This window comes from Anabaenopsis sp. NIES-4685 (assembly GCF_059725405.1).
In genome coordinates this window covers 4309691-4335590 of sequence record NZ_AP043602.1, presented here as the reverse complement: position 1 = coordinate 4335590, position 25900 = coordinate 4309691, and the positions used below count along the sequence as shown (strand labels likewise).

Genomic DNA, 25900 nt, shown 5'->3' with positions numbered 1-25900 from the left:
TTACTTTTACCCTATCAGACTCCGATAACGCCACGATTACCATCTTTAATCTTACCGGGACAATTCAAAATGATGACCAAAGTGATAACTTATTAACAAATCTTCCGCAGGCGATCGCTCCAAAAAGCCAAGCAGCAGGTGTGGCCGCTGTAGCCACCGACTCTGAAACCGCACCTAACAGTTTGACTCTGGGAATTACCGCTACAGACGCGGTTGGTAATACCTCCACCGTTACTGATGTTACCAGCTACGTCTTAAATCAGATGGAAGTAACCTTAGTAGGGATGTGGGATTGGTTAAGCTTTGCCAATGCTGTCACAGTGGTAGGTAACTATGCTTACGCAGTGGGAGATACTTTAGAAATCATCGATATCAGCAACCCCGCTAACCCCACACTTACCGAACGTTACGATACCTCTAACGCTAGGGGTGTAGAAGTAGTGGAGAACTACGCCTATGTCGCTGATGGTGAAGCAGGATTGCAAATTATTCATATCAGCAACCCCGCTAACCCCACACTTACCGAACGTTACGATACCTCTGGGTCTGCTTTGGGTGTAAAAGTAGTGGGGAATTACGCCTATGTGGCTGATGGTGGTGCAGGATTGCAAATCATCGATATCAGCGACCCCGCTAACCCCACACTTACCGAACGTTACGATACCTTTGGTATTGCTTGGGATGTAGAAGTAGTGGGGAATTACGCCTATGTGGCTGATGGTTTTACAGGATTGCAAATCATAGATATCAGCAACCCCGCTAACCCCACCCTGACGGGGGGTTACGATACCTTTGGTATTGCTTTGGGTGTACAAGTAGTGGGGAATTACGCCTATGTGGCTGATGGTTTTACAGGATTGCAAATCATTGATATCAGCAACCCCGCTAACCCCACCCGCACCGGGGGTTACGATACCTCTGGCTCTGCTGTGGGTGTACAAGTAGTGGGGAACTACGCCTATGTCGCTGATAATGATGCAGGATTGCAAATCATTGATATCAGCGACCCCGCTAACCCCACCCCCACGGGGCGTTACGATACCTCTGGCTATGCTAGGGATGTACAAGTAGTGGGGAACTACGCCTATGTCGCTGATAATGATGCAGGATTGCAAATCATTGATATCAGCGACCCCGCTAACCCCACCCCCACGGGGCGTTACGATACCTCTGGCTATGCTAGGGATGTACAAGTAGTGGGGAACTACGCCTATGTGGCTGATAATGATGCAGGATTGCAAATCATTGATATCAGCAACCCCGCTAACCCCACCCCCACGGGGCGTTACGATACCTCTGGCGTTGCTTGGGGTGTACAAGTAGTGGGGAACTACGCCTATGTCGCTGATGGGTTTGCAGGATTGCAAATCATTGATATCAGCAACCCCACTAACCCCACCCCCACGGGCGATTATCATACCTATAAAGCTCAGGATCTACAAGTGGTGGGGAACTACGCCTATGTCGCTGATGGGTTTGCAGGATTGCAAATCATCGATATCAGCGACCCCGCCAACCCTACCCGCACCGGCGGTTACGATACCTCTGGCGAGGCTTATGGTATACAAGTAGTGGGGAACTACGCCTATGTGGCTGATAATGATGCAGGATTGCAAATCATTGATATCAGCAACCCCGCTAACCCCACCCCCACGGGGCGTTACGATACCTCTGGCTGGGCTCAGGATGTACAAGTAGTGGGGAACTACGCCTATGTGGCTGATCTGAGTGCAGGATTGCAAATTATTGATATCAGCGACCCCGCTAACCCCACCCGCACCGGCGGTTACGATACCACTGGCTGGGCTCAGGATGTACAAGTAGTGGGGAACTACGCCTATGTCGCTGATGGTTATGAAGGATTGCAAATCATAGATATCAGCAACCCCGCTAACCCCACCCGCACCGGCGGTTACAATACCTCTGACTATGGTTATGGTGTACAAGTAGTGGGGAACTACGCCTATGTGGCTGATAGTGCGGGCGGGTTAAAAATTATCGATGTGAGTCAGTTTACTCAAGTCCCAAATGATCAACCATCTATAGGGATAATCGCCCCCACCAACGCCATACAGTCAGAAGGTGACTCAGGTACTACCGCCTTCACCTTCACAGTTACCCGCACTGGGGATACAGGTACAAGTAGTGCTAACTGGGAAGTTACAGGTACAGGTGACAACCCTGCTACTGCTGATGACTTTGAAGGTGGAGAATTACCATCAGGTACAGTCACCTTTGCAGATGGGGAAACATCTCAAGTAATTACAGTCAATGTCAGTGGTGATACGGTAGTAGAACTAGACGAAACCTTTACCGTTACCCTCTCTAACCCTAGTAACGCCACCATTACCACTGCTGCTGCTACGGGGACAATTAGGAATGATGATACACCACCAGTGGAGGGCGATCGCCAACAAATTACATCATTAGACAATTTAACTGCTGCTCCTGGCGGTAACGTATCTATTCCCCTGTTCTATAAGACTTCCACAGGTGACAACACCGTCACGGGTATTAGTCTGCGGTTGCACTACAATTCTGATGAACTGAATTTCCAAACTGTAGAAAACCTCTTCAGTAATAATCTATTTATTCCCCTATCAGACCGAGATGATACGAGTGACTTTGACAACGACCCCAATACTAACAAGTTTATCCAATTTGGCTATACTGACTTTGCTGGTAACTGGCCTAACCAAACCCTACCGTTAAAGTTAGCGGATTTCAACTTTACCACCACTGGTAACTTTACTGAAACTCAACTTAATCTTAGTTCCGATAATTTAGCCCCTGGTTATAGCCTAGAAGCAGACCCGATTTTAGTCAGTAAGCAGGAGTGGAATTTTGATATTGACGGGAATGGAGAAATCAAAGCCCTTTCCGATGGCATTATGATAGTACGCCATCTGTTTGGTTCTACTGCTTTCCCCGGTGAAAAATTAACTGAAGGTGCGATCGCTCCTAACGCTACTCGCAACCTAGCAGAAATTCAAGCCTACTTACAACAAGGGGTAGATAACCAATACCTAGATATTGACGGGAATGGAGAAATTAAAGCCCTTTCCGATGGCATTATGATAGTACGCCATCTGTTTGGTTCTACTGCTTTCCCTGGTGACAAATTAATTGAAGGTGCGATCGCCCCTGATGCTACCAGGGATTTAACCCAGATACAAGCACATTTAACTCAGTTCAGCACCGTAATATAGATGACGGTTGACCGTTACTCATATCCCCGACTTCTGACTATGATCTTGTCCGGTAGTGATAAATTTTGCTAGAAGTCGGGGATCTTACCCAGCACAGTCAACACCCACCCCGCCAGGGGTTAAAAACCCCTGTCACACAGATCCCCGACTTCTGACTATGAGCTTGTGGGGTAGTGATAAATTTTGCTAGAAGTCGGGGATCTTACCCCCTCCACAGATCCCCGACTTCTGGACTTATATGAGATTATGCCAATTATCTAAGAAGTCGGGGAGCTTACCCCCCGTCAACCGTCAACAAATCCAAACCTACCCCCGAATAACTGTAATATTTCTCCCTTGAGGACTCAGTGCTATTTCCGTGGTAGTGCGATCGCTTATCGGGGGTAAATCGGGGCGACGGTCAAATATTACTAACCATCCTGTATCTAAATTTAATCCTGATAAATACTTATCTAACTGTATTAATCCTTGCTGCAAGGGGTCGGGTTTACCCTGTTTCCATACCTTTAATTCCATCCCTAAGACCACATCCCCATAACGCAGACATATATCCATCCTCCCCGATCCTATAGCGTATTCCCGCTCTAAGCTCCCACCACCATTAACCACCCGGTGTAAAAATGCCATTAATACTAAGTGAGGCGCAATTTCTGGGTAAGGAGTGCTTTTAAATAATGGTTCCCCATGTTGTCGCCAAAAGTCTAAGAATAAGTCTAACAATTTTTCTGGGATTAATTCACCACTAGGACTCAACCATTCAGGTTCAATCACTCCTAAAGACATAATCGGGGTATAGGCTAAAACTTTAGGTAAAACCTCTCTATATATGGGGTTGGCAATTTCTAAACCTTTGATGGGATGATAGCGACACAATCCTAAATCTAGGAGAAAACGAATATCATCATTAGGTACATCTGGCAATTCCTCACCGGCTAACATGGGTTGAATAATCGCCTTAACCCTATCTTCCCGCAGTCGCTCGGCTAAACTATCTAAATGGGTGTCCTGCCTTTGAATTAAGATATCCTTGGCTTGATTGATTAAATCTACAGTGATGGGAATATTCACATCTTCTGCTAAATACTCTGTAACTTCCTTGGCTAAAGCATTGACTAACCAAGGTTGACCTTGAGTTAAATCATAGGCGTGGTTAACGGCTTCGGGGGTAAATATTTGCCCGGTAGCTTGAGTGTGTTGCTCGTATAGACTTTTTACATCTTCTAAAGTGAAATTACTTAAAGTCAGAGAGCGCACCTTGATATTAAAGGGACTAGAGGTATTTAACCTATCACTACCACCAGAAGCTACCTTATAATCCCGGACATCCCGCATCCCAATTAACGCCACACATTGGGGGAAACCTTGGGGGCGACGGGGATAACCAGAGCGTAATTGGCGCAGTACAGAAATTAAAGTTTCATCACTTAAAGCGTCAATTTCATCTAAGAATACCACCAGGGGTAAGGGTGAATCAGTTGCCCAAGTGCTTAAAAATGTGCCAATTTGGGAGCCAGTACCCACTTCTGGCCATGTAGTGGGCTGTAGGTTAGTTGGTAGGTGAAATTTAACCGACTGTTTCCACTCATCTAAAATTGCCCTTTCAGCAGTTCCAGGATCATGGGGAAATACTGCGCCCACTTCTAAGGATAGTAAGACGGCGGTATATTTACCACTGGCTGTTAACTCCTGTGCCAAGGTCAGCATGGCAGTAGTTTTACCGGTTTGTCTGGGTGCATGGATGACAAAGTAATTTTGTTGCTCAATCAGGCGTTTTAATTGGGGTAATCGTTCACTGGTGGGTAAGGTATAGTGGATATCTGGCTTACAAGGGCCAGCGGTATTAAACCATTTAGTCATAAAAGTTTACGTATAGGTTGATTTGATTATAACTTCTATGATTGTTGACGGTTGACGGTTGACGGTTGACGGTTGACAAATCCAAACCTACCCCCGAATAACTGTGATATTTCTCCCTTGAGGACTCAGGGCTATTTCCGTGGTAGTGCGATCGCTTATCGGGGGTAAATCAGGGCGACGGTCAAATATTACTAACCATCCTGTATCTAAATTTAAACCTGATAAATATTTATCTAACTGTATTAATCCTTGGGGTAAGGGGTCAGGTTTACCCTGCTTCCATACCTTTAATTCCATCCCTAAGACCACATCCCCATACCTTAAACATATATCCATCCTCCCCGATCCTATAGCGTATTCCCGTTCTAAGCTACCACCACCATTAACCACCCGGTGTAAAAATGCCATTAATACTAAGTGAGGCGCAATTTCTGGGTAAGGAGTGCTTTTAAATAACGGTTCCCCATGTTGTCGCCAAAAGTCTAAAAAAGTTTCTAATAGAACTTGCGGGTTTAATTCCCCTGTGGGTGTTAACCAACTAGGTTGAATCATCGGTAAACTATCTTGAGTACCCTGAGCTAACACCTTGGGGATGACCTCTTGATACATGGGGTTAGCTACCTTTAACCCACCCTCTTTACTGCGAATCACTAAACCTAAATCTAACAGATAACGGCGATCGTCTTCCGGTGTATTGGGTAATTCCTCCCCGGCTAAAATAGGTTCTATGATTGCTTTTACCCTATCTTCCCGCAGTCGCTCGGCTAAACTATCTAAATGGGTGTCTTGCCTTTGAATTAAGATATCTTTAGCTTGATTGATTAAATCTACCGTGATGGGAATATTCACATCTTCTGCTAAGTATTCCGTAACCTGACGGGCGATCGCATTAACTAACCAAGGTTGACCCTGTGTTAAATAGTAAGCGTGGTTAATAGCTTCGGCGGTAAATATTTGCCCTGTGGCTTGAGTGTGTTGTTCGTATAAGTTAGTAACATCTTCTAAAGTAAAATTACTTAAAGTTAAAGACTCTACCTTGATATTAAAGGGACTAGAGGTATTTAACCTATCACTACCACCGGAAGCTACCTTATAATCCCGGACATCCCGCATCCCAATTAACGCCACACATTGGGGGAAACCTTGGGGGTCATTGGGATAACCAGAGCGTAACTGGCGCAGTACAGAAATTAAAGTTTCATCACTTAAAGCGTCAATTTCATCTAAGAATACCACCAAGGGTAAGGGTGAGTCAGCCGCCCAAGTGCTTAAAAATGTGCCTATTTGGGAACCATTACCCACTTCTGGCCATGTAGTGGGCTGTAGGTTAGCTGGTAGGCGAAATTTAACCGACTGTTTCCACTCATCTAAAATTGCTCTTTCAGCAGTTCCAGGATCATGGGGAAATACTGCACCCACTTCTAAGGATAGTAACACGGCGGTATATTTACCACTGGCTGTTAACTCCTGTGCCAAGGTCAGCATGGCAGTAGTTTTACCGGTTTGTCTGGGTGCATGGATAACAAAGTAATTGCGCTGCGCAATCAGGCGTTTTAACTCTGGTAACCGTTCACTGGTGGGTAGGGTATAGTGTATATCCGGTTGACAAGGGCCAGCGGTGTTAAACCATTTAGTCATAAAAGTTTACGTATAGGTTGATTTGATTATAAGTGCTATGACGGTTGACGGTTGACTGTTGACTGTTGACTGTTGACTGTTGACTGTTGACCGTTGACGGTTGACGGGTGACGGGTCAGAGGTTAAGACCATCGCCTTTAACATTGCCTAAGTGCTGTTTTAATGCACCAGTTAACTATTACCGAAGTTCAATCAAAATAGCTGAAATAGTGATTCTAATGTTCTGAAGCTCGGTCGCTTGCTGTATAAGGGTTTGAGCCTTTGACAGACTGGGGTAAAGTCCATTTCAGCCATCGCTTTTTCTGAACTTCGGAAACTGCCTCTAGACTTCTTACAGGGTAATGGTTTAGAATGCAGGGGTCCCCACTCGCTGGGGACATTATTTGAATGGAAACGTCATCCATTGGAGAGGCATATACCTCTAAATTGGGGTCCCCACTCGCTGGGGACATTATTTGAATGGAAACTCTTATTAGTTCTTCTACCGTTTCCGTAGACAAGAGTCCCCACTCGCTGGGGACATTATTTGAATGGAAACATAACTCAAATCACTCCTTTTTATTTGATGAAATTACGTCCCCACTCGCTGGGGACATTATTTGAATGGAAACTTTGTAGATCAAAATCGGCTACTTTACCATTGACTTCTAATGTCCCCACTCGCTGGGGACATTATTTGAATGGAAACCAAAGTACCCCCAAGCACCCATCGTTTGGTACTTGTGCGTCCCCACTCGCTGGGGACATTATTTGAATGGAAACGGGTTAAACGCTCCATTGGCATGACGCAGATAAGCTGCTCGTCCCCACTCGCTGGGGACATTATTTGAATGGAAACGACCCCACTCTGGGGCAAAGTTGTCTAGCGTAAGCTAGTCCCCACTCGCTGGGGACATTATTTGAATGGAAACATCAACATCAACGTATTCATCATCTTCGTAGTCATTTAGTCCCCACTCGCTGGGGACATTATTTGAATGGAAACTACATACCTTGATTTGATCGTCTTGGAAAGAGGGAAGTCCCCACTCGCTGGGGACATTATTTGAATGGAAACTTTCATGCGGCTTAACAGAAGGCTTTTTGTCAAAGTCCCCACTCGCTGGGGACATTATTTGAATGGAAACACGCAGCGATCGCCTTAGATTTTTCCGCTTGATTCACACAGATCCCCGACTTCAGCACAAACTATATGAGATTATGCCAATTATCTAAGAAGTCGGGGATCTTACCACATGATCTTGGAGTCACACAGATCCCGGACTTCAGCACAAACTATACGAGATTATGCAAATTATCTAAGAACTCGGGGATCTTACCCACCCAGGTGCTATCCCATCCCCTTAAAGTGAAGCTAACCAAAAGCTTAAAGAATTTTCCTCCCTGTAAGAATCTCTCTGACTTCCAACATAGCCGAATAAGTAGGGAGAATATGCAGGGTTTCATTTTCTGGGGTGTGTTGTAACGCCGTAGCGATCGCCTGCGCCAAATCTTCCTCTACAATCAAATTTAAGTTACTCTGGTTTAACTCCTGACTATAGCGCAGACGTAAAGCCATATCATAGACGCGATCGCCACTCACTACTAAAGTCCCTCCCCGTTGGACTAGTTTTTCTGTATCCACGTCCCAAATCCAAGATACATCAGTACCATCAGGGGTGCGATCGTTTAACACTAATAAGGTGGTGCTATCATCGCTTTGGGTAACAACCCGAATTGTCTCATTAGTCCCCACCGGATTTTTAGATAACAAAATCCGCACCCGTTTATGATTAAATACCAAATCCTCCACCCGACCGAAAGCAGCTTGAAAATTATTAATAGTCTCTTGAATTATCCCTTCATCAACCCCCAACTCTCGCGCCGCCGTCACAGCTGCCAAGGTATTATACTTATTATATAAACCTACTAAAATCTGTGACCATTCACGACTTTCTAGACTAGGTTGACTTTTACTAAAACCACATCGGGGACAAGTGAAATCTCCCAAGTGAGACAAATACACACCTTGATAATCTAGAGAGTGTCCACAACTCGGACAATAAATAGAATCCACAGCGTGGGGAATAGCTTCTAAATACTGTTCTGGTTCATTCATCCCAAAAAATAACACCTTTTGGGGTAGTTGCTGACCCAGGTAAGATAAAGTCGGGTCATCAGCATTGGGGATTACCACCGTTTCCAGAGGGAGGGTAGAAATTACCTTTGTCCAGCGCTTACTAATAGTGTCTACTTCCCCATACCTATCCAGTTGGTCACGGAATAGGTTTAAACACAGAATGATTCTGGGTTGGAGAGGCTGTAAAACCTTGGGTACAATATTCTCATCTACTTCTAGAATCCCATAGTCAACATTTAACCTTCCCAGAAAGTCAGCATTTTCCATCAACGCCGTCATTAAGCCATTTTCCAAGTTTGCGCCTGTGGAATTATGGGCAATGCGGTAACCTTGGCGTTTTAAAATACCACATAACAGCAGAGCCGTGGTAGTTTTGCCATTAGTACCAGCAATGACAATTATACCATTTTTAACTTGCTGACTCAACAACCGCAACAACCGCGGTTCAATCCGACGCGCAATAGACCCTGGTAATACACTAGCAGCACCCAGACCCAGCGATCGCACTATAAAAGTTACAGCTTTAGCCACCGATACCGCCAAACCTAGTCGCAGTCTATCTATGAGTTTAATTTTATTTCCCACATCCGTAACCTAACTCTGGCTGTTATTTTAGAAAATAGTGCGTAAATGTAATTATATATCCAGTTTAGTTGGACTAATTCCGCACAAACCGACGAAAATTAATTGTAAGGTGCTCTGGGATGAAAAGCATAAAGCTTGTTTTTTTACTGAAAAAATGCCTCTTCTTGCTTGCTTGTCTATTAATAATCAATATACAACCTGCATTTGCCGGCATCAATGACGATGTTTATGATGGTAACATTTTCGTGGTTTATGCTGGTAACGGTTCACTGGTTCCCCCCAGACAAAGTTTAGCCAAATCTTTAGAAGAACATAAACCGGTATTTTTAGCCTTTTACATTGATGACAGCAGAGATTGTAAAGAATATGCCATCTCCATATCCACAGTCCAGGAATTCTACGGACGAGCAGCGGAAATTATCCCCATAGATGTAGATACTATTCCTGTAAAATCTAGCTATGAACCCACAGAACCAGGATACTACTATTCTGGCGCGGTTCCCCAGGTCGTAGTTTTCAATCAATCAGGTGAAGTGCTGTTAAATAAAACCGGTCAAGTCCCTTACGCAGAAATCGACGATAAATTTAGAGAAGTGTTTGATTTATTACCACGTTCTGAATCTTTACCATTGCAGCGACGTTCATTCAACGAGTTTAGTAGTGAATTAACCAATAACTTTCAGGGTAGGCCAAGGTCTACCCGCGCTTTTAAGCAATAATAAAGCCTTTTTCAGGCTCATGAAGTCCACACCAATTCCCTATTCCCTGTTCCCTGTTCCCTGTTCCGGTGTTCCCTCAAACTAAAAAAGTTTGTAACTCACGAGCATGGAAAAGACTATATTAGAATCAACCAACATCATCACTATTGTTTCTTAAGAACAGAAACACCAACCTGAAACATCTACCATCTTCACAAGTTAGGAGTGTGTTTTGATGTCAAAGGTTTATACTACCGAAGAGCTAATCAAAATCTTGGCAAATGAACGCCAAGCTTGTCTCACAGGGAAACGCCTTAAATTAGAGGTGACAGTTTCTGGTAATCCTGTCATTGACCAGTTTATCAGAACTGATGGGCTGCAAAAATTCACCGCCTATCAAGATTTTCAAGCGGCCATTCACACATATCAACGAGAAAATCAGGTATCTGGTATTGTTTGGCAAAAAATCACAGTCAAAGGTAAAACCTTACACTATCCAGAAGTTGACCCAGAGTTAATTTCCCTCAGCAGCGACTTAGAAATTATTAAAGCAGGGAAAAATTCCATATTAGAATTTTGGCATGAAGTCACTGTAGGGATGGATTTATACTTGAGTTTTAACAACAATAAACAACACCAAAAAATTTACCAGTATGATGTCAAGAGAATTGCTCAAACCACAGAATGGGCAAGTTTATGGAAGTGGGAAAATTCTAACTTTCTAGAAATGATTTTGCAACTAGGATGGGGTAACCCAGAAGCAGCGCGCTACAAACGAGGTAGACCCCAATCCGGTAGTGAACAAATTCACGCTGTCAACCCCGGCAATCATCCCATTGGTTAGGCTTGCCAATCTACCACCAATGTGATATAATCTCAGAAGTTATGGGTGACTAGCTCAACGGTAGAGCATCGGACTCTTAATCCGCTGGTTCTGAGTTCGAATCTCAGGTCACCCATTCTGAAAGAACTTTCATCAGATACCCAGTCAAGGTAAAAGCATCGACACCCATTTCTGTGCGCTCTTGGGCGGCTAAAATCCCCGCTTGAGCGTGCCACCAAACCCCAGTAGCCACAATATCCTCCACGGGAGTTTCCTTACTTCCAGTTTGCGCCCACAGTCCCCCTATCAACCCCGTCAAGACATCCCCACTACCACCCCGAGCTAAAGCCGGGGTACTTTCAGGATTAATCCAAATCCCACCCTGGGGGTTGGATATGGCAGTTCTCGCTCCTTTTAATAAGACTATAGCCCCAGTTTGGGCTGCTGCTGCTTGCACTGCTTTAACTCTATCTCCCTTGGGGTCGGGAAGAAGGGGGAATAAACGCCGAAATTCCCCAGCGTGGGGTGTCAGAACTGTCGCCCCTTGACGTTTTTGTAATGTGGGGATGGTTCCCATCTGTGCTAGAATGTTTAAAGCGTCTGCATCTAAAACTAAGGGGCGATCGCTAGCAATCACCTCCTGGACAATGGGAATCGCATCTAAAGTTAAACCAGGACCACAGGCGATCGCACTAAAGGAACTAAAATCAGTATTTTCCGGTAATTGCAGATAGTCTATGGCTCCGGTTTGTGTCTCTGGACAGCCAATAATTAAAGCCTCCGGTAAATGGGACACCAACAGCGGCTTTAAAGACTCCGGTACAGCCACCGAAAGCATACCCACACCACTAGCACGCCCACCCAGAGCCGTTAAAATTGCTCCCCCCCCATAGCGACGGGAACCACAGATCAGCAGTAAATGACCAGCTTGATACTTGTGGGTAACTGGTGGACGGGGTAAGGGTAAACCTGACAAAGCCTGAGTTGGGGTAATGCGTTTAATTGCGGGTACATTCCCTAAAACAGCTTGCACATCCACCCCAGGGATATGAAAATCAATTAACTCCGCCTTGCCAATATATTCTAAAGCTTGGTCTTGGAAAAAAGCCAACTTCCACAAACCCAGACAAAATGTCTGACTCGCCCGAATAGCAGCGCCTAAAACCTCACCCGTATCAGTATGTATACCCGAAGGAATATCAATACTCAAAATCGGCTGCTCCCATTCATTAAAGCGATTAATCGCCCAGGCCAGGGAATCAGTAATTGGTTTTTCTAACCCAAAGCCAAACAACCCATCAATCAAAAAATCACAATGTGGTAATTCCTCAATTTCTTGATAACAGGGGATACCTAGACTCTGAGCATATTGTAAATGTTGACCAGTTAACTCCTTGAACCGAGAAAAAGGCGAATATATCCACACATCATACCCGCACCAGTGCAACTCCCGCGCCACAACCAAAGCATCACCGCCATTATGACCCGGACCGACTAACACCCCCACACGGGAACCCGCAACTTTCTGCACCCGCGCAGCAATTAACCCCCCTACCTTTTCCATTAAAGCCGCTACCGGCATACCAGCTGCAAATATCCGCCCTTCAATTTCCCGCATTTCCCTAGCAGTGACGACAACCTGTGCAAGTTCTTGTCTATCTTCCATGGCTTTGAAATCCTCAGTGGTGATTACAGCTTTTTATATTCTTTGTCTGGTAACGGTTTCAAGATATGTGCTACAATGATATAATTGCCAAATTCATCTCTGCCAAATCACCCATAATAAACAATATATAAATTTTGCTCACTGTTAGTGAAACCCATGATTAACAACATTTAACTAATATGCAAAAAGTCGTCGTAGGTCTTTCTGGTGGTGTGGACAGTTCCACCGCCGCCGCTATTCTACATCATCAAGGTTATGAAGTCATCGGTTTGACCCTGTGGCTGATGAAGGGTAAGGGTCAATGTTGCTCCGAAGGAATGATCGACGCGGCTGATATATGTGAACAATTGGGGATCCGCCATGAGGTGGTTGATATTCGTGATGTCTTTGAAACTAATATCATTGATTACTTGGTTAATGGTTACAGCGGCGGAATTACACCTCTACCTTGTTCTGAGTGTAATAAAACAGTCAAGTTTGGTCCGATGGTGCAGTATGCACGGGAGAAGTTAGAATGCGATCGCATCGCTACCGGTCACTATGCCCAAATTAACTATGATCCGGATACCCGTCGCTACCAACTATTCAGAGCCGCAGACCGCAACAAAGACCAGTCATACTTCCTCTATGATTTATCTCAAGAGTTACTAGCTGCAGCAGTATTTCCCCTAGGAGAACTACAAAAAACAGATACCCGCCGCATCGCCGCAGAATACGGACTCACCACCGCCCACAAGCCAGAAAGTCAAGATTTATGCTTGGTGGAAAGTAACGGCTCTATGCGGGAATTTCTAGATAAATACCTAGCACCAAAACCAGGGGACATTGTCGATACCAACGGCAAAGTATTAGGACAACATGAAGGTATCCATCATTACACCATCGGACAGCGCAAAGGGCTGGGAATCGCCGCACCAGAACCACTGTATGTGATTTCATTAGATGCCGTCAATAATAAAGTTATCGTAGGCGATCGCACCCAAGTAACGCAACCAGAATGCACAGTCAATCGGGTAAATTGGGTTTCCATTACCGAACCATCCACACCCATTCGCGCCCAGGTACAAATTCGTTATCGTTCTACACCCACCCCCGTCACGGTAATTCCCCTGGAAAACTCCCGTGTGCGTTTAGTCTTTGATGAACCGCAATTCAGTATCACCCCCGGACAAGCCGCAGTGTGGTACGAGGGCGATAAACTCCTAGGTGGAGGAATTATTCACCAATAATTTACTATTCCTCAACTAAGCTGTTGTGCGCGGATGGTCACACAGAAAACTACATCACGCCAAACCATCACGAACTTTTTGTAAACTCAGTACCAGCATTTTGATAAGTTAGTACATAGTTTGAAGCATATGGCTGACGCCACGCTATGCTATCGCAGTTAAAAGAAAAAGGGGATGACGTTGACTCAACAGCCAGATACCATTGCACCCCACGGTGGACAATTGGTTAACCGTATCGCTACACCAGAACAAAAGGCAGAATTTCTCTCGAAAGCCGACTTTTTACCGCGAGTACAACTTGATGCGCGGGCGGTTTCTGACTTAGAGATGATTGCTATCGGCGGGTTTAGTCCCCTCACAGGTTTTATGAACCAAGAAGACTACACCCGCGTCGTCCAAGAAATGCGGCTCGCGAATGGACTGGTATGGTCAATACCCATTACACTATCAGTAACAGCAGAAATTGCTGCCCCATTATCAGAAGGTAGCCTCATCCGTTTGGATAACCCCAACGGTGAATTTATCGGAGTTTTGCAACTGACGCAAAAGTATCTCTATGATAAAACCCAAGAGGCTATTCATGTTTACCGCACCGATGACCCTAAACATCCAGGGGTGCAGGTAGTCTACAACCAAGGTTCTGTAAATCTCGCGGGTGACATTTGGCTATTAGAACGCCATCCCCATAGCCAATTTCCCGCCTACCAAATCGACCCAGCAGCTTCGCGACAGATGTTTAAGGATAAAGGTTGGAAAACTATCGTCGGTTTTCAAACCCGCAACCCCATCCACCGCGCTCACGAATATATCCAAAAGTGTGCTTTAGAAACCGTTGACGGTTTATTTTTGCACCCCTTGGTAGGAGCAACAAAAGAAGATGATATCCCCGCCGATGTGCGGATGCGCTGCTATGAAATCTTGCTAGAACATTATTATCCCCAAGATAGGGTGATTTTAGCAATTAATCCGGCAGCCATGCGTTATGCTGGGCCACGGGAGGCAATTTTCCATGCTTTAGTCCGCAAAAACTACGGTTGTACTCACTTTATTGTCGGACGAGACCACGCTGGTGTGGGTGATTATTACGGCACTTACGATGCTCAGTATATCTTTGATGAGTTTGAGCCGAATGAACTAGGTATAGTACCTATGAAGTTTGAACACGCTTTCTACTGCACACGCACCAAGCAAATGGCTACAACTAAAACTAGTCCCAGTAAACCAGAGGAGCGCGTTCACCTCTCAGGAACTAAAGTTAGAGAAATGCTGCGCCGGGGTGAATTACCACCACCAGAATTTTCTCGTCCTGAAGTTGCAGCAGAGTTGGCGCGGACAATGCAAGCACAAGCATCTTCTTAATATCTGGGTGAATCGCAAAACTGTATAAAGCTTAACTTTACAGTCAACCCCACAGGCCTATAAACTCTTATTTGAGGACTGACGGCTGATTGTAATTTTTCATCTGTGTGTCTTTGTTTTTGTGCCTCAGCGGCACAAAAACACTAAGTCATAGTGAAGTAGTCAGGGTAGCTGGGAGTGTCCTGGGAGGTTTTCATGAAGCGGCGGTTTTTTTTACAACGGATTGGTTCTATACTAGCGGTCTTGGGTATAACTGAAGCTCAGTTGTTGACTTTCAGCGATCGCTACTCCCAAGCTTTGGCACAGTCTGGTAAACGTAAATTAGCATTATTGGTTGGCATTAATCAATACCAAAAGGGTCTGTGTTTAACCGGTTGTCTCACCGATGTGGAACTGCAAAAAGAACTATTAATTCATCGGTTCGGCTTTCAAAGCTCAGACATCCTGACTTTAACTGATGAAGATGCTACCAGGAAATCCATTGAGACGGCTTTTACAGAACACCTCGCCGGGGTCAAAGCCGATGATGTGGCCCTGTTCCACTTTAGTGGCTATGGAACTCGGATTAAATCCGGTAACTTTATAGATACCACCCAAAATGCTCTAGTTCCAGCTTATGATCCTCTCTTACCACAAAAAAACGAAATAGTCAACTATATATTAGCAGAAACAGTAGAATTATTATTGCGATCGCTACCCACAAACAGAGTGGCTGCAGTATTAGATACCAGCTTCCACAGTCCTACCAGCATCCCGCCCATAGGTTGGCGAATTCGCGTCCGTCCCGAATCAACACAAGCACAACTAGCAACCGCAGAACTAGAGTTGTTACGACAACTCAAAACTCAAAACTCTAACCCCAGTTATCCAGTTGTCTTGTCTGCTACTGCTGACCCTCAACAACTAGCCAGGGAAATACTATTTTCCGGGTTCAGCGCCGGGTTATTTACCTACGCACTTACCCAATACCTATGGGAAACTACACCACCACTGACAATTAACTTCACTCTTTCCCATGTGGGTAGCTATATGCATAAACTCGGAAGTAATCAGCAGCCAGGATTATTAAATGATCCCAAAAATCCCCTCAAACCATTAACCGTCGATAATTTACTCCTCCCAGACAGCACAGTGGGCGGCGAGGGAGTAATTAAAGCCCTAGAAGATGATGGGAAAACAGCCCAAATATTTTTAACCGGACTACCGCCACAAGTCTTAGAACACTACGGCGCTAATTCCCGATTCAACCTATTAACAGGAGAACAGTTAATCCTGCGATCGCGCAACGGCTTAACAGCCAAAGCTCAGATATCTAAAATATTACCACAAACTCCCCCACTTGTAGGACAAGTATTTCAAGAAGCTGTGCGGGTGTTACCACGAAATGTTAATTTAATAGTGGGTTTAGATACACGATTAGAAAGAATTGAACGGGTAGATGCCACAAGTGCCTTCGCGGGAAGTGACCATGTTTCTACCGTAGTCGCCGGAGAACAACCCGCAGATTGTGTATTTAGTAAACTCTCAGAAACTCCCAGTCGCTATGGTTTATTTACTACAGGGGGTAAACTCATAGCTAACACATCTGGAGAACCAGGGGAAGCGGTAAAATTAGTGGTGCAAAGGTTAATCCCGAAATTACCAACTCTGCTAGCAACAAAGTTATGGCGACTCACAGAAAATGAAGGTTCTTCGCGCTTACCAGTCAAAGCTACTCTGGAAATTATTCACAACTTATCACCCCGCGTTGTCATGCAACGTCAAACTACACGCTCTCTGACTTCAGCACAAAGCTTACCGCTGACAGCCCTGAGTAATCCCATTGTACCCATTGGCAGCCGCATGCAGTACCGATTACAAAATCAGAGCGAGCAACCCATCTACTTAATGGTGCTGGGATTAAAAAACAACATCAATGCGATCGCCTTTTATCCTTGGCAATCCCCCGAAGAATCTACATACTTAAACTCTAAACCCCTATTCCAACAAGTAGTTATTCCCCCTGGTGAAACCATGTTATTACCCAAAGGTGTCACAGATTCTGAATGGATGATCCCAGCCCCAGCTTACGAATGCGAACACCAAATGATGTTTAGCAGCGCCCCCTTTAGGGAAACACTAGGATATTTAGAAAAAGCCAAGTATCCCATCACAGACCAAAGACCCTTTGGCGCATTATTGAAACCTTTAGAAATTGCTCAACTATTATTGCAGGATTTGCATAACGCCAGTGCAGTCACATCCGAAACTAACATCACATCTACAGACTCCTATGTATTGGATGTGAAAAATTGGGCTAGTTTTAACTTTGATTTTCAAGTCGCGTAAACTACCGATATTCCTTGGGGTTGACTCCCATAACGCGCTTGAAATTCCGGGTTAAGTGACTATGACTATAAAATCCACAGCATACAGCAATCTCAGCTAAAAACATTTGAGATGAGCGCAACAGGCCTGCTGCTCGTTTTACCCGCTGCTGAATAATATATTGATGCAATGGGATTCCCATTGATTCCCTAAACATACTGCATAGATATGACTGACTGTAACCTGCCAGTGCCGCTAGGTCAGCCAACCTGATATTTTGGTCAAGATAGGCCTCAATATAATCAATGAGCAGTTTTAAGGTAGATAAACCTAAACCCCCAGGATGATTTCGCCCTCGAATACCGGCGCTAGAATGGTGCTTTACCAAGCGCATCACTAGGGCGTTGATCAATGTATCTTGATAAACAGACCCCATTTGACAATCTGGTGGCGCTGCTAGTTCAGCCTTTAAAGCCATCCCTAAATGATAAACCCCTCCATCCTGTACACCAGAGCGCGGAATCATTCCCACATCACCATTGGTAATCCTATCCTGCACCAGGTCATTCACCAACTCCGTTTTCAGAAAAAACAAAGTAATCCCCATCATCTCTTGATTCCATGTAGCATAGTGAGAGGCTCCATCAGGAAAAATACCTGTACTCCCATAACCCAGTAGTTGACGGGGGTATAGCTTACCATCTAACCGACATTCTAATTCAGTTTTGCAATTGATATCAGACACGGACAAAGACTGGTATCCATTAACACAGTGTTCTGGGATTTCATGGGGAGGTAGTTGATCATAGTGCAGCATAATCACTTGATCTGGTTCCAGGGAGTGGGAAACAGTGGGCTGATAGGGTAAAACCCTCATCAGGGTATTAAACTCCTGGGGATATACCTTTAACTGGGAATTAACACTGGGATGATGATCTAATTGTGGTTTGTGCAAATCTTGGTTGAGTATATTTACCATTGAGTGAGATTTAAATTGTAATTGCATTAAATGTCAAAAATTGGGCTAGTTTCAACTTTGATTTTCAAGTCGCCTAAACTACCGATATTCCTTGGGGTTGACTCCCATAACGCGCTTGAAATTCCGGGTTAAGTGACTATGACTATAAAATCCACAGCATACAGCAATCTCAGCTAAAAACATTTGAGATGAGCGCAACAGGCTGTGCTGCTCGTTTTACCCGCTGCTGAATAATATATTGATGCAATGGGATTCCCATTGATTCCCTAAACATACTGCATAGATATGACTGACTGTAACCTGCCAGTGCCGCTAGGTCAGCCAACCTGATATTTTGGTCAAGATAGGCCTCAATATAATCAATGAGCAGTTTTAAGGTAGATAAACCTAAACCCCCAGGATGATTTCGCCCTCGAATACCGGCGCTAGAATGGTGCTTTACCAAGCGCATCACTAGGGCGTTGATCAATGTATCTTGATAAACAGACCCCGTTTGACAATCTGGTGGCGCTGCTAGTTCAGCCTTTAAAGCCATCCCTAAATGATAAACCCCTCCATCCTCCACACCAGAGCGCGGAATCATTACCACATCACCATTGGTAATCCTATCCCGGGCCAGGTCATTCACCAACTCCGTTTTCAGAAAAAACAAAGTAATCCCCATCATCTCTTGATTCCATGTAGCCCAGTGAGAGGAACCATCGGGAAAAATACCTATACCCCCATAACCCACTGGTTTACGGGGGTATAGCTTACCATCTAACCGACATTCTAATTCAGTTTTGCAATTGATATCAAATACGGCCAAAAACTGATATCCCTTAACACAGTGTTCTGGGACTTCATGGGGAGGTAGTTGATCATGGTGCAGCATAATCACTTGATCTGGTTCCAGGGAGTGGGAAACAGTGGGCTGATAGGGTAAAACCCTCATCAGGGTATTAAACTCCTGGGGATATACCTTTAACTGGGAATTAACACTGGGATGATATAATTCTGGTTTGTGCAAATCTTGGTTGAGTAGATTTACCATGGGGTGAGATTTAAATTGTAATTGCTAAATTAAAATAATTTATTTCACAATCGTCTCACAGTTTAAAGCTCAATGGTATTAATAATACTTATGTAATAACAATTCCAGCTTTTGTTTAGTTGCCTCCGGTGCTTGATCTAACTGAGTTAAAATCGCATATTTCAACGCCGAATGAGCATCACTCACCGGGGGATTGGCGCTTAAACGCCTGACAGTTTCTTGAATAACCTTTTGTGCATTCACCGCATTACGCTGTAAATTAGCAATTACCATTTCTACCGTCACACTATCATGATCCGGGTGCCAGCAATCGTAATCTGTCACCAGGGCTAAAGTTGCATAGGCAATTTCCGCCTCCCTCGCTAACTTCGCCTCCGGTAAATTAGTCATCCCAATCACTGTTGCGCCCCAACTGCGGTAAAGATGGGATTCCGCCTTCGTGGAAAATGCGGGGCCTTCCATGCAGACATAGGTACCACCGCGATGCAGTGTCACATCTGGTAAATTTAAAGATGCGATCGCCGAGGCTAACACCCCAGCTAAATTGCCACAAATCGGGTCACCAAAGGCAATATGAGCCACAATTCCCTCCCCAAAGAATGTAGAAACCCGATTTTTAGTTCTGTCAATAAACTGATCTGGGATCACCATATCCAGGGGTTTGGCTTCTGCTTTCAAGGAACCCACCGCACTGGCTGAAATTAAATACTCTACCCCCAGCTGCTTCATCCCATAGATATTGGCGCGAAAAGGCAACTCAGAAGGTAGTAAAGTATGATTACGACCATGACGCGCTAAAAATGCAACTCTTTCTGTACCTAGCGTACCCAAAATTATCGCATCAGATGGGGAACCAAAAGGGGTTTTAATCTCTAATTCTTCTACATCCTTTAAGTCTGCCATTTTATACAGACCACTACCGCCAATAATCCCAATCCGAGCTAGTGCCATATTCTCTCATCCTTAATTTAGTATAATTAGTATAACTGGTATTAATCTTGTATTCGTAATCCCACTGAGAATAGATCAAAATGATCAGGAAAATGAGTATTGCGATCGCAATCTGCTTTTGCTAACTTCGTCCCCGTGAGATTAGCTTGACGCAAATCCGCCGCAAACAACAAAGCACCCCGCAGGTCAGCATTTTGCAAATCAGCTTGAGCTAGGTTAGCAAAACTCAGGTCACAACCTCTGAGATTAGCACCATTCAGATTAGCTTCACTCAGGTCAGCATAACTCAAGTCACATCCTTTGAGATCAACACCTGGCAAATCAGCCTTACCTAAGTTAACCCCAGCAAAATCCCGTTTTCCCGCCGCATATCTTTCTAAAACAGTCAAGGTAGTATTAATATTATTCTCTTGAGAATTTGTTTCCGCCATAGAAGCACCTCACAGATCATCTCATAAATTTACCATGTCCCATCTGCTAGCCAATCTCACCCACAAACTCCTGCGGCGGATCACTACGGTGATTCTCTGCACCGTCATGACTGGTATACTCTTTACCGGCAATACCTGGGCTGATACTTCCACCTTAGGAGTTAAAAATGGTCAACTTAGTCCTTGTCCCCCCAGCAATAACTGTGTTGTCAGCCAAAAGGCCGATGCTAAACACGCCATTGACCCCATCACCTATCATGTAGACCGAGACACAGCCAGAAAAACCTTACTTAAAGTCCTCAGTGTTGTTCCCAGGACAGAAGTGATAGAACAGACAGATAATTACATTCATGCTCTTTCCAAAAGCCGGATTTTTAAATTTGTGGATGATGTAGAATTTTATTTACCCAGTGATGAACCAGTGATTCATACCCGTTCCGCATCTCGTGTGGGAGAATCGGATTTAGGTGTCAACCGCAGACGTATAGAGCAAATTCGTTTAGCTTTGCAAGATTTAAACATTTAATCTCAGGTCATCCCACAGCTTAAAGCCGTGGGAGTATCTCAATCAGCCCGAGTCAGAATTTCTACCCCCGTTTCTGTCACCACCAGAGTATGTTCACATTGGGCGGAAAGTTGGCGATCGCGAGTCACAGCAGTCCAACCATCACTAAGCACCTCAACCTCCCAAGTACCGACATTAATCATCGGCTCAATAGTAAACACCATACCTGGTCGCAGACGTTTACCCTTCCCCCTAGTCCCATAGTGGGGAATATCTGGCGCTGTGTGGAAAATATTACTAATCCCGTGTCCCACAAAGTCCCGCACCACAGAAAACCCTTGCGATTCAGCATACTCTTGAATAGCAGCCCCAATATCCCCAATTTTTGCCCCCGGTTTAACCTCAGCAATACCCAGACGGCGACATTCTTCCGTCACCTCCACTAAATGCTGCGCCTTGGGGGAAGGAGTACCCACAAAGAAAGTTTTAGACGTATCACCATGGTAACCATCAACAATCAGTGTGACATCAATATTAATAATGTCCCCGTTTTTCAGGACTTGCTTGGCGTTAGGAATACCATGACAGACCACCTCATTCACACTAGTACAAATTGACTTAGGATAACCTTTATAACCCAGAGGTGCGCTTTTGGCTCCGTGGGCTTGTGTCCAGCGTTCAGCTTCATCATTCAATTGCAGAGTACTTACCCCCGGCTTAACCATGGGTTCCAGGTGCTGTAATAATTGGGCCGCCAAGCGTCCAGCTTGACGCATTTTTTCAATTTCCCGTGTAGATAAAATCACAATTGGTTGAGTTTTCATAAATTTTCGTCGGCTGAATCTTTGATAAAGATAGTTAAACCCGTCTGTGCAGCTCTTTGGATAGCATCAGCCACCTGAAGGACATATAAACTTTCTTCTGGGGTGACGTACAAAGGGGTGCCATAAAAAAGATGATCTAACACCATAGTTGTATCTTTAGCAAATAAACCCCGACGAGTGCCAACTTCTATAGGTGTTTGTCCTCCAGACTTAATCAACACTCCCCCATCACCATCAAAAATTAAACCACCCTTTTCGCCGTGAACTTCTAGTTTCCGTTCTGCTTCCCAAAGGGTTTCACCTTTACCATAAACAACTTGTGCTAACAGTCCATTTTCAAAGCACAGTTGACTGATACAGAAACAAGTTTGATAGTAGTCCGCTTCTGTTTGCCAATATCGCTGATGACAGTTGACTGCCAAGACCTTACCAAATAAATTGGTGAGACGATGTAATCGAGATAAAGCGCCAATTAAAGGAAAACCAAACAATTCATGGTTATAAGTCCATCTGCGGGGTGCAGGATGCTGAGGGTTAATGGTGCTGTAGCGCACATAAAAAATATCGCCGACTTCACCTAAGTTCTGCTGCACAGCTTGATGTAAGCCACCTAAAAGTTCTATGTGTTCAACGTGTAAGAGTCTATTTTGGGACTTGGCTAGGGTGATTAACTCCTGAGCTTCCGTCACATCTACAGACAAAGGATATTCGACAATTACGTGTTTACCTTGTAAAAGTGCCTCACGAGCGATCGCACCATGATCGCGGTTAATTGTCGCAATCACCACCAAATCAATATCTTCACGTTCTACTAATTTTCCCCAGTCACTTAACACTTCTGCCTGATATTTTTGGGCAAAGGCGGCTGTATTTTCTGGCTGATGACCTGCGATCGCTACTAGATTGCTTCGCTGATCACCAATCAATGCTTCAGCCCGTAATTTTGCTGCATATCCCGTACCAACTAAGCCTACACGCACTTTTGCTGTTTCCAAAGCTGCCTTATGAATTATACATGATCCTTACAGTTGTGTTTTTGCTCCTGGGCTGAAGGTACGATATTTGCACCCCAGACCGGGAAATACATAAAATAAACTTATATTTATTTAATAACTAAACTTCATTACTAATCGGGGTTGATTTTGAGTTCAAACCGGCAATTTTTCCCGTAGTATCAGAATTGAAGCAGTGGAGAATCGGCGGCTCATCCCATAAAGATAGCCTTATGGTTTATTTCAGGATAACTTATACTGCCGTTCAAATTAAGAGAGGATAACTCAATGGCTACTTACAAAGTCACATTAATTAATGAAGAAGAAGGCTTAAACCAAACAATTGAGTGTGACGACGATACCTATATTCTCGATGCAGCCGAAGAAGCCGGTATTGACTTGCCCTACTCCTGCCGTGCTGGTGCTTGCTCCACCTGTGGTGGTAAAATTGTCAGCGGTACTGTTTACCAAGCTGACCAATCATTCTTAGACGACGACGTGATTGAAGCCGGATATGTCTTGACCTGTGTTGCTTACCCAACTTCTGACTGCACAATTGAAACTCACAAAGAAGAAGAATTACAATCTGCTATGTCTTGATCTGTGTTGCTGACACAGCCTCAGACTGCACAATTGAAACTCACAAAAAACAAGAATTACAATCTGCTTAGTACGCGCTATCAACAAGAGAGGATAACTCAATGGCTACTTACAAAGTCACATTAATTAATGCAGCCGAAGGCTTAAACCAAACAATTAACTGCGACGACGATACCTTTATTCTTGACGCGGCCGAAGAAGCTGGTCTTGACTTGCCCTTTTCTTGCCGTGCTGGTGCTTGCTCCACCTGTGCTGGTAAAATTGTCAGCGGTACTGTTGACCAATCTGATCAGTCATTCCTAGACGATGAGCAGATTGAAGCCGGATATGTGCTCACCTGCGTTGCTAAACCAAGTTCTGACTGTACCGTCGAAACCCACAGAGAAGAAGACCTATACTAAGGGTTCACCGTGTGACATACTCCTGCAACAGCAGGAGTATGCAGGAGTAAAGCTAAAATTGGATGTTAGTATTAAGAGTTTGAATTTGAGTACCGGGGTAATAAAATTGTAAAATTTGCGAATTTGACCAACCTAATTTAGCTAAATTTTGCGCCCCGGTCTGACTTAAACCAACCCCATGGCCCAGTCCACCACCAATAAAAGCATATCCCCATAAATCTGCTGTACCTTTATTGAGGGGTTGTATATAAAACAGGGTACTTCTGGGAGCAGCAAAAGCGCTACGAATCTCGTCTTTCTCCAGGGTAAAAGTGCCGATATCTGTCTTCACCCTCAGTTCCAGAATCCTCCCACTGCGACTACGCTTGACTATAGACATAGCCTCAACGGTGTTAAATTTGGCATAGGGACTATTTTTGATTTCCAGGAATCTTTGTAAGAGTCGGTTAATATCATCAATGGGAGTCTCTTTGTGCCAACGAAAGGTATTCCAGGTACTTTCGTTAAATCCTTCCCGGCGATTAATAAACTCACGAAAGTTGGTTTCATCAGCTAAACTCTTTAAAGATAAATCCCACAAGTTGGTCGCAGCATCTACTACCGGGCGCAAATAAGGACGATCTTCACCATTCCAAACATCACTAAAGTAGCCAGTAACGCCCCCGGTAGTGGAAGAATACAGGGCATCCACTAGCTGATTATTGTAAGTTAAAACCATCCCCCTGGTGGCGGCGATCGCTTGATCGGTACTGGGGGCGGTTCCACTCCAACCATAATAAACTTGGCAGTGAGTATCCGCACACAATTGATAGTTATCAGTGACAAACCTCCGCAAATTCCTTAAAGCATAAGTGCGGGCGAGAATTGCTTGGGCTTCTACCGCTGCAGTGGGCGCATTTATACCAATTTCGTGAGGTACAACCCCACGCAAATAGCTTTCTAAAGCTACTTCATTCACTAAAGTATATGTACCATAGGCGTTGGGCTGTAAAGTCAGTCTTCCTGGATATAAACGATTATTTTCCAGTTTCTCCCCTCTTCTGACTCGAATTAATTGTTTATTTGTGCTAATTTCTAAATGATTTGGGCTGTAACGCTTGCCGTTGACTTCCCAAGTAACTCTGGGTACTTCTGGTAAAATCTTAGTGTCGATATATGCCATCTCCTTTCCAGCAGTCCGCACACTCTGGAATAGTAAACGTCGCAGTAAGGGAGTATTATAAACATCCCGTTTCGCCCAAACTTGCCACCTTTCCGGTTGGGCTATTTCCACCTCTATTCCCCGGGAACGCCAACTTTTGGCACTGTCTTCTGCAGTTTCAAAGGTGCGGTACGTGCCTAAAACTACTACCTCCTCCACCTCAAGCTTCGGTAAGGACTCCATGACTGTTTCTAGCTTGACTGGGTTTTGGGTAACTAGGGTTTTTTCCTGATTACCTGCTGTAAATCTTAGCTGTAAGCGATCGCCAGGTGTTGGTTCCAGTTGCAACTTAACTTGAGGATCCTCCCCAAATCGTTGCACAATGCCAATTCTCAGTTCTAAATCCTGATTTTTGCTCTCAACAGCTGAAGCACCAGTCAAGAAAACCAAGGAAACTGTTGTCAATGCAGTGCCGGAAAAACGCCATAACCTAGACTTCATAGTAGTCATCTGATTCTTACCAATGCCAAAATACTAACCATTACTCAGATTT

The 25900-nt window shown here is 44.5% G+C and carries 22 protein-coding genes, 1 tRNA gene and 1 CRISPR repeat array; of the genes, 10 read left to right on the top strand and 13 right to left on the bottom strand.

Translation table 11 applies throughout. The annotated features are described in order from the left end of the window. Window positions 1-140 precede the first annotated feature (140 nt). Complete coding sequence (locus AC6IZ0_RS18725) at window positions 141-3209, top strand: Calx-beta domain-containing protein (protein WP_497726106.1); 3069 nt, start codon at window positions 141-143, stop codon at window positions 3207-3209. 306 nt (window positions 3210-3515) lie between these two features. Here AC6IZ0_RS18725 and AC6IZ0_RS18720 read toward each other — a convergent pair whose 3' ends face one another. From AC6IZ0_RS18720 to AC6IZ0_RS18705, 4 genes are all read right to left on the bottom strand, one after another. Then, window positions 3516-5066: an AAA-like domain-containing protein gene (locus AC6IZ0_RS18720; RefSeq protein WP_497724357.1), complete on the bottom strand. Its 1551-nt coding sequence runs from the start codon at window positions 5064-5066 to the stop codon at window positions 3516-3518. Between the two features lie 87 nt (window positions 5067-5153). After that, window positions 5154-6704: an AAA-like domain-containing protein gene (locus AC6IZ0_RS18715; protein WP_497724356.1), complete on the bottom strand. Its 1551-nt coding sequence runs from the start codon at window positions 6702-6704 to the stop codon at window positions 5154-5156. A 6-nt stretch (window positions 6705-6710) separates the two neighbouring features. Further along, window positions 6711-6836, bottom strand: a complete 126-nt coding sequence (locus tag AC6IZ0_RS18710; RefSeq protein WP_497724355.1) for a hypothetical protein — start codon at window positions 6834-6836, stop codon at window positions 6711-6713. Between the two features lie 227 nt (window positions 6837-7063). Next, a CRISPR array of direct repeats spans window positions 7064-7831; the repeat unit is 36 nt; unit sequence GTCCCCACTCGCTGGGGACATTATTTGAATGGAAAC. A 239-nt stretch (window positions 7832-8070) separates the two neighbouring features. Then, window positions 8071-9408, bottom strand: a complete 1338-nt coding sequence (locus tag AC6IZ0_RS18705; RefSeq protein WP_497724354.1) for a MurT ligase domain-containing protein — start codon at window positions 9406-9408, stop codon at window positions 8071-8073. A 119-nt stretch (window positions 9409-9527) separates the two neighbouring features. Here AC6IZ0_RS18705 and AC6IZ0_RS18700 point away from each other — a divergent pair, with 119 nt between their 5' ends. The 3 genes from AC6IZ0_RS18700 to AC6IZ0_RS18690 all read left to right on the top strand — a co-directional run bounded on the left by AC6IZ0_RS18700 (window position 9528) and on the right by AC6IZ0_RS18690 (window position 11065). Beyond that, on the top strand, window positions 9528-10127 hold the full coding sequence (locus tag AC6IZ0_RS18700) for a thylakoid membrane photosystem I accumulation factor (RefSeq protein WP_497724353.1): 600 nt from the start codon (window positions 9528-9530) through the stop codon (window positions 10125-10127). A gap of 214 nt (window positions 10128-10341) precedes the next feature. Beyond that, window positions 10342-10950: a hypothetical protein gene (locus AC6IZ0_RS18695; protein WP_497724351.1), complete on the top strand. Its 609-nt coding sequence runs from the start codon at window positions 10342-10344 to the stop codon at window positions 10948-10950. Window positions 10951-10993: 43 nt separating this feature from the next. Next, window positions 10994-11065, top strand: a tRNA-Lys gene (locus AC6IZ0_RS18690). Here the strand turns inward: AC6IZ0_RS18690 and AC6IZ0_RS18685 are convergent. Further along, window positions 11054-12595, bottom strand: a complete 1542-nt coding sequence (locus AC6IZ0_RS18685; RefSeq protein WP_497724350.1) for an NAD(P)H-hydrate dehydratase — start codon at window positions 12593-12595, stop codon at window positions 11054-11056. The two genes, AC6IZ0_RS18690 and AC6IZ0_RS18685, sit on opposite strands and share 12 nt — an antisense overlap. 179 nt (window positions 12596-12774) lie before the next feature. On the opposite strand from AC6IZ0_RS18685, the gene mnmA reads away from it, so the two are divergent. The 3 genes from mnmA to AC6IZ0_RS18670 all read left to right on the top strand — a co-directional run bounded on the left by mnmA (window position 12775) and on the right by AC6IZ0_RS18670 (window position 17511). Further along, window positions 12775-13824 carry a tRNA 2-thiouridine(34) synthase MnmA gene (mnmA, locus tag AC6IZ0_RS18680; RefSeq protein WP_497724349.1) on the top strand — a complete coding sequence of 350 codons (1050 nt, stop codon included), beginning with the start codon at window positions 12775-12777 and terminating at the stop codon, window positions 13822-13824. A gap of 174 nt (window positions 13825-13998) precedes the next feature. Next, complete coding sequence (gene sat / locus AC6IZ0_RS18675) at window positions 13999-15183, top strand: sulfate adenylyltransferase (protein ID WP_417006606.1); 1185 nt, start codon at window positions 13999-14001, stop codon at window positions 15181-15183. Between the two features lie 195 nt (window positions 15184-15378). Then, window positions 15379-17511 carry a caspase family protein gene (locus AC6IZ0_RS18670; RefSeq protein WP_497724347.1) on the top strand — a complete coding sequence of 711 codons (2133 nt, stop codon included), beginning with the start codon at window positions 15379-15381 and terminating at the stop codon, window positions 17509-17511. Window position 17512: 1 nt separating this feature from the next. Here AC6IZ0_RS18670 and AC6IZ0_RS18665 read toward each other — a convergent pair whose 3' ends face one another. The 5 genes from AC6IZ0_RS18665 to AC6IZ0_RS18645 all read right to left on the bottom strand — a co-directional run bounded on the left by AC6IZ0_RS18665 (window position 17513) and on the right by AC6IZ0_RS18645 (window position 20884). Continuing rightward, window positions 17513-18469 carry an AraC family transcriptional regulator gene (locus AC6IZ0_RS18665; RefSeq protein WP_497724345.1) on the bottom strand — a complete coding sequence of 319 codons (957 nt, stop codon included), beginning with the start codon at window positions 18467-18469 and terminating at the stop codon, window positions 17513-17515. A 78-nt stretch (window positions 18470-18547) separates the two neighbouring features. Then, the gene (locus tag AC6IZ0_RS18660; protein WP_497724343.1) at window positions 18548-18652 is read right to left on the bottom strand and encodes an AraC family transcriptional regulator; all 105 of its coding nucleotides are present in this window, start codon (window positions 18650-18652) and stop codon (window positions 18548-18550) included. After that, a complete protein-coding gene (locus tag AC6IZ0_RS18655) occupies window positions 18639-19502 on the bottom strand; it encodes an AraC family transcriptional regulator (protein WP_497724342.1) in 864 nt (287 codons plus the stop codon). The genes AC6IZ0_RS18660 and AC6IZ0_RS18655 overlap by 14 nt, the downstream gene beginning before the upstream one ends. Window positions 19503-19580: 78 nt before the next feature. Further along, window positions 19581-20453 carry an S-methyl-5'-thioadenosine phosphorylase gene (locus AC6IZ0_RS18650; RefSeq protein ID WP_497724341.1) on the bottom strand — a complete coding sequence of 291 codons (873 nt, stop codon included), beginning with the start codon at window positions 20451-20453 and terminating at the stop codon, window positions 19581-19583. A gap of 41 nt (window positions 20454-20494) precedes the next feature. After that, the gene (locus tag AC6IZ0_RS18645; protein ID WP_497724339.1) at window positions 20495-20884 is read right to left on the bottom strand and encodes an Alr5209 family pentapeptide repeat protein; all 390 of its coding nucleotides are present in this window, start codon (window positions 20882-20884) and stop codon (window positions 20495-20497) included. A 34-nt stretch (window positions 20885-20918) separates the two neighbouring features. On the opposite strand from AC6IZ0_RS18645, the gene AC6IZ0_RS18640 reads away from it, so the two are divergent. Further along, window positions 20919-21410, top strand: coding sequence for a DUF1499 domain-containing protein (locus tag AC6IZ0_RS18640; protein WP_497724338.1), 492 nt, complete (start codon window positions 20919-20921; stop codon window positions 21408-21410). A gap of 38 nt (window positions 21411-21448) precedes the next feature. On the opposite strand, the gene map is transcribed toward AC6IZ0_RS18640, so the two are convergent. Together map and AC6IZ0_RS18630 are read right to left on the bottom strand one after the other, a co-directional pair. Then, window positions 21449-22213 (bottom strand): type I methionyl aminopeptidase, encoded by a 765-nt coding sequence (gene map / locus AC6IZ0_RS18635; protein WP_271731550.1) that lies wholly within the window; start codon window positions 22211-22213, stop codon window positions 21449-21451. Further along, on the bottom strand, window positions 22210-23208 hold the full coding sequence (locus tag AC6IZ0_RS18630) for a Gfo/Idh/MocA family protein (RefSeq protein ID WP_497724337.1): 999 nt from the start codon (window positions 23206-23208) through the stop codon (window positions 22210-22212). Before AC6IZ0_RS18630 ends, map begins: the two co-directional genes overlap by 4 nt. 285 nt (window positions 23209-23493) lie before the next feature. On the opposite strand from AC6IZ0_RS18630, the gene AC6IZ0_RS18625 reads away from it, so the two are divergent. Together AC6IZ0_RS18625 and AC6IZ0_RS18620 are read left to right on the top strand one after the other, a co-directional pair. After that, window positions 23494-23805 (top strand): ferredoxin, encoded by a 312-nt coding sequence (locus AC6IZ0_RS18625; protein ID WP_497724335.1) that lies wholly within the window; start codon window positions 23494-23496, stop codon window positions 23803-23805. 101 nt (window positions 23806-23906) lie between these two features. Then, entirely contained in the window at window positions 23907-24206 is a 300-nt protein-coding gene (locus AC6IZ0_RS18620) for a ferredoxin (protein ID WP_497724334.1), read from the top strand. 52 nt (window positions 24207-24258) lie between these two features. On the opposite strand, the gene AC6IZ0_RS18615 is transcribed toward AC6IZ0_RS18620, so the two are convergent. Continuing rightward, on the bottom strand, window positions 24259-25857 hold the full coding sequence (locus AC6IZ0_RS18615; protein ID WP_497724332.1) for a SpoIID/LytB domain-containing protein: 1599 nt from the start codon (window positions 25855-25857) through the stop codon (window positions 24259-24261). Window positions 25858-25900: the final 43 nt, after the last annotated feature.

What these genes read in the sequence shown, in the direction of transcription:
- AC6IZ0_RS18650 (WP_497724341.1), bottom strand. Translation starts at nt 20,453, where the DNA reads ATGGCACTAGCTCGGATTGGGATTATTGGCGGTAGTGGTCTGTATAAA.
- map (WP_271731550.1), bottom strand. Translation starts at nt 22,213, where the DNA reads ATGAAAACTCAACCAATTGTGATTTTATCTACACGGGAAATTGAAAAA.
- AC6IZ0_RS18720 (WP_497724357.1), bottom strand. Translation starts at nt 5,066, where the DNA reads ATGACTAAATGGTTTAATACCGCTGGCCCTTGTAAGCCAGATATCCAC.
- AC6IZ0_RS18685 (WP_497724350.1), bottom strand. Translation starts at nt 12,595, where the DNA reads ATGGAAGATAGACAAGAACTTGCACAGGTTGTCGTCACTGCTAGGGAA.
- AC6IZ0_RS18655 (WP_497724342.1), bottom strand. Translation starts at nt 19,502, where the DNA reads ATGGTAAATCTACTCAACCAAGATTTGCACAAACCAGAATTATATCAT.
- AC6IZ0_RS18670 (WP_497724347.1), top strand. Translation starts at nt 15,379, where the DNA reads ATGAAGCGGCGGTTTTTTTTACAACGGATTGGTTCTATACTAGCGGTC.
- AC6IZ0_RS18640 (WP_497724338.1), top strand. Translation starts at nt 20,919, where the DNA reads ATGTCCCATCTGCTAGCCAATCTCACCCACAAACTCCTGCGGCGGATC.
- AC6IZ0_RS18660 (WP_497724343.1), bottom strand. Translation starts at nt 18,652, where the DNA reads ATGTTTTTAGCTGAGATTGCTGTATGCTGTGGATTTTATAGTCATAGT.
- AC6IZ0_RS18665 (WP_497724345.1), bottom strand. Translation starts at nt 18,469, where the DNA reads ATGGTAAATATACTCAACCAAGATTTGCACAAACCACAATTAGATCAT.
- mnmA (WP_497724349.1), top strand. Translation starts at nt 12,775, where the DNA reads ATGCAAAAAGTCGTCGTAGGTCTTTCTGGTGGTGTGGACAGTTCCACC.
- AC6IZ0_RS18715 (WP_497724356.1), bottom strand. Translation starts at nt 6,704, where the DNA reads ATGACTAAATGGTTTAACACCGCTGGCCCTTGTCAACCGGATATACAC.
- sat (WP_417006606.1), top strand. Translation starts at nt 13,999, where the DNA reads ATGACGTTGACTCAACAGCCAGATACCATTGCACCCCACGGTGGACAA.
- AC6IZ0_RS18645 (WP_497724339.1), bottom strand. Translation starts at nt 20,884, where the DNA reads ATGGCGGAAACAAATTCTCAAGAGAATAATATTAATACTACCTTGACT.
- AC6IZ0_RS18625 (WP_497724335.1), top strand. Translation starts at nt 23,494, where the DNA reads ATGGCTACTTACAAAGTCACATTAATTAATGAAGAAGAAGGCTTAAAC.
- AC6IZ0_RS18710 (WP_497724355.1), bottom strand. Translation starts at nt 6,836, where the DNA reads ATGGTCTTAACCTCTGACCCGTCACCCGTCAACCGTCAACGGTCAACA.
- AC6IZ0_RS18700 (WP_497724353.1), top strand. Translation starts at nt 9,528, where the DNA reads ATGAAAAGCATAAAGCTTGTTTTTTTACTGAAAAAATGCCTCTTCTTG.
- AC6IZ0_RS18620 (WP_497724334.1), top strand. Translation starts at nt 23,907, where the DNA reads ATGGCTACTTACAAAGTCACATTAATTAATGCAGCCGAAGGCTTAAAC.
- AC6IZ0_RS18695 (WP_497724351.1), top strand. Translation starts at nt 10,342, where the DNA reads ATGTCAAAGGTTTATACTACCGAAGAGCTAATCAAAATCTTGGCAAAT.
- AC6IZ0_RS18615 (WP_497724332.1), bottom strand. Translation starts at nt 25,857, where the DNA reads ATGACTACTATGAAGTCTAGGTTATGGCGTTTTTCCGGCACTGCATTG.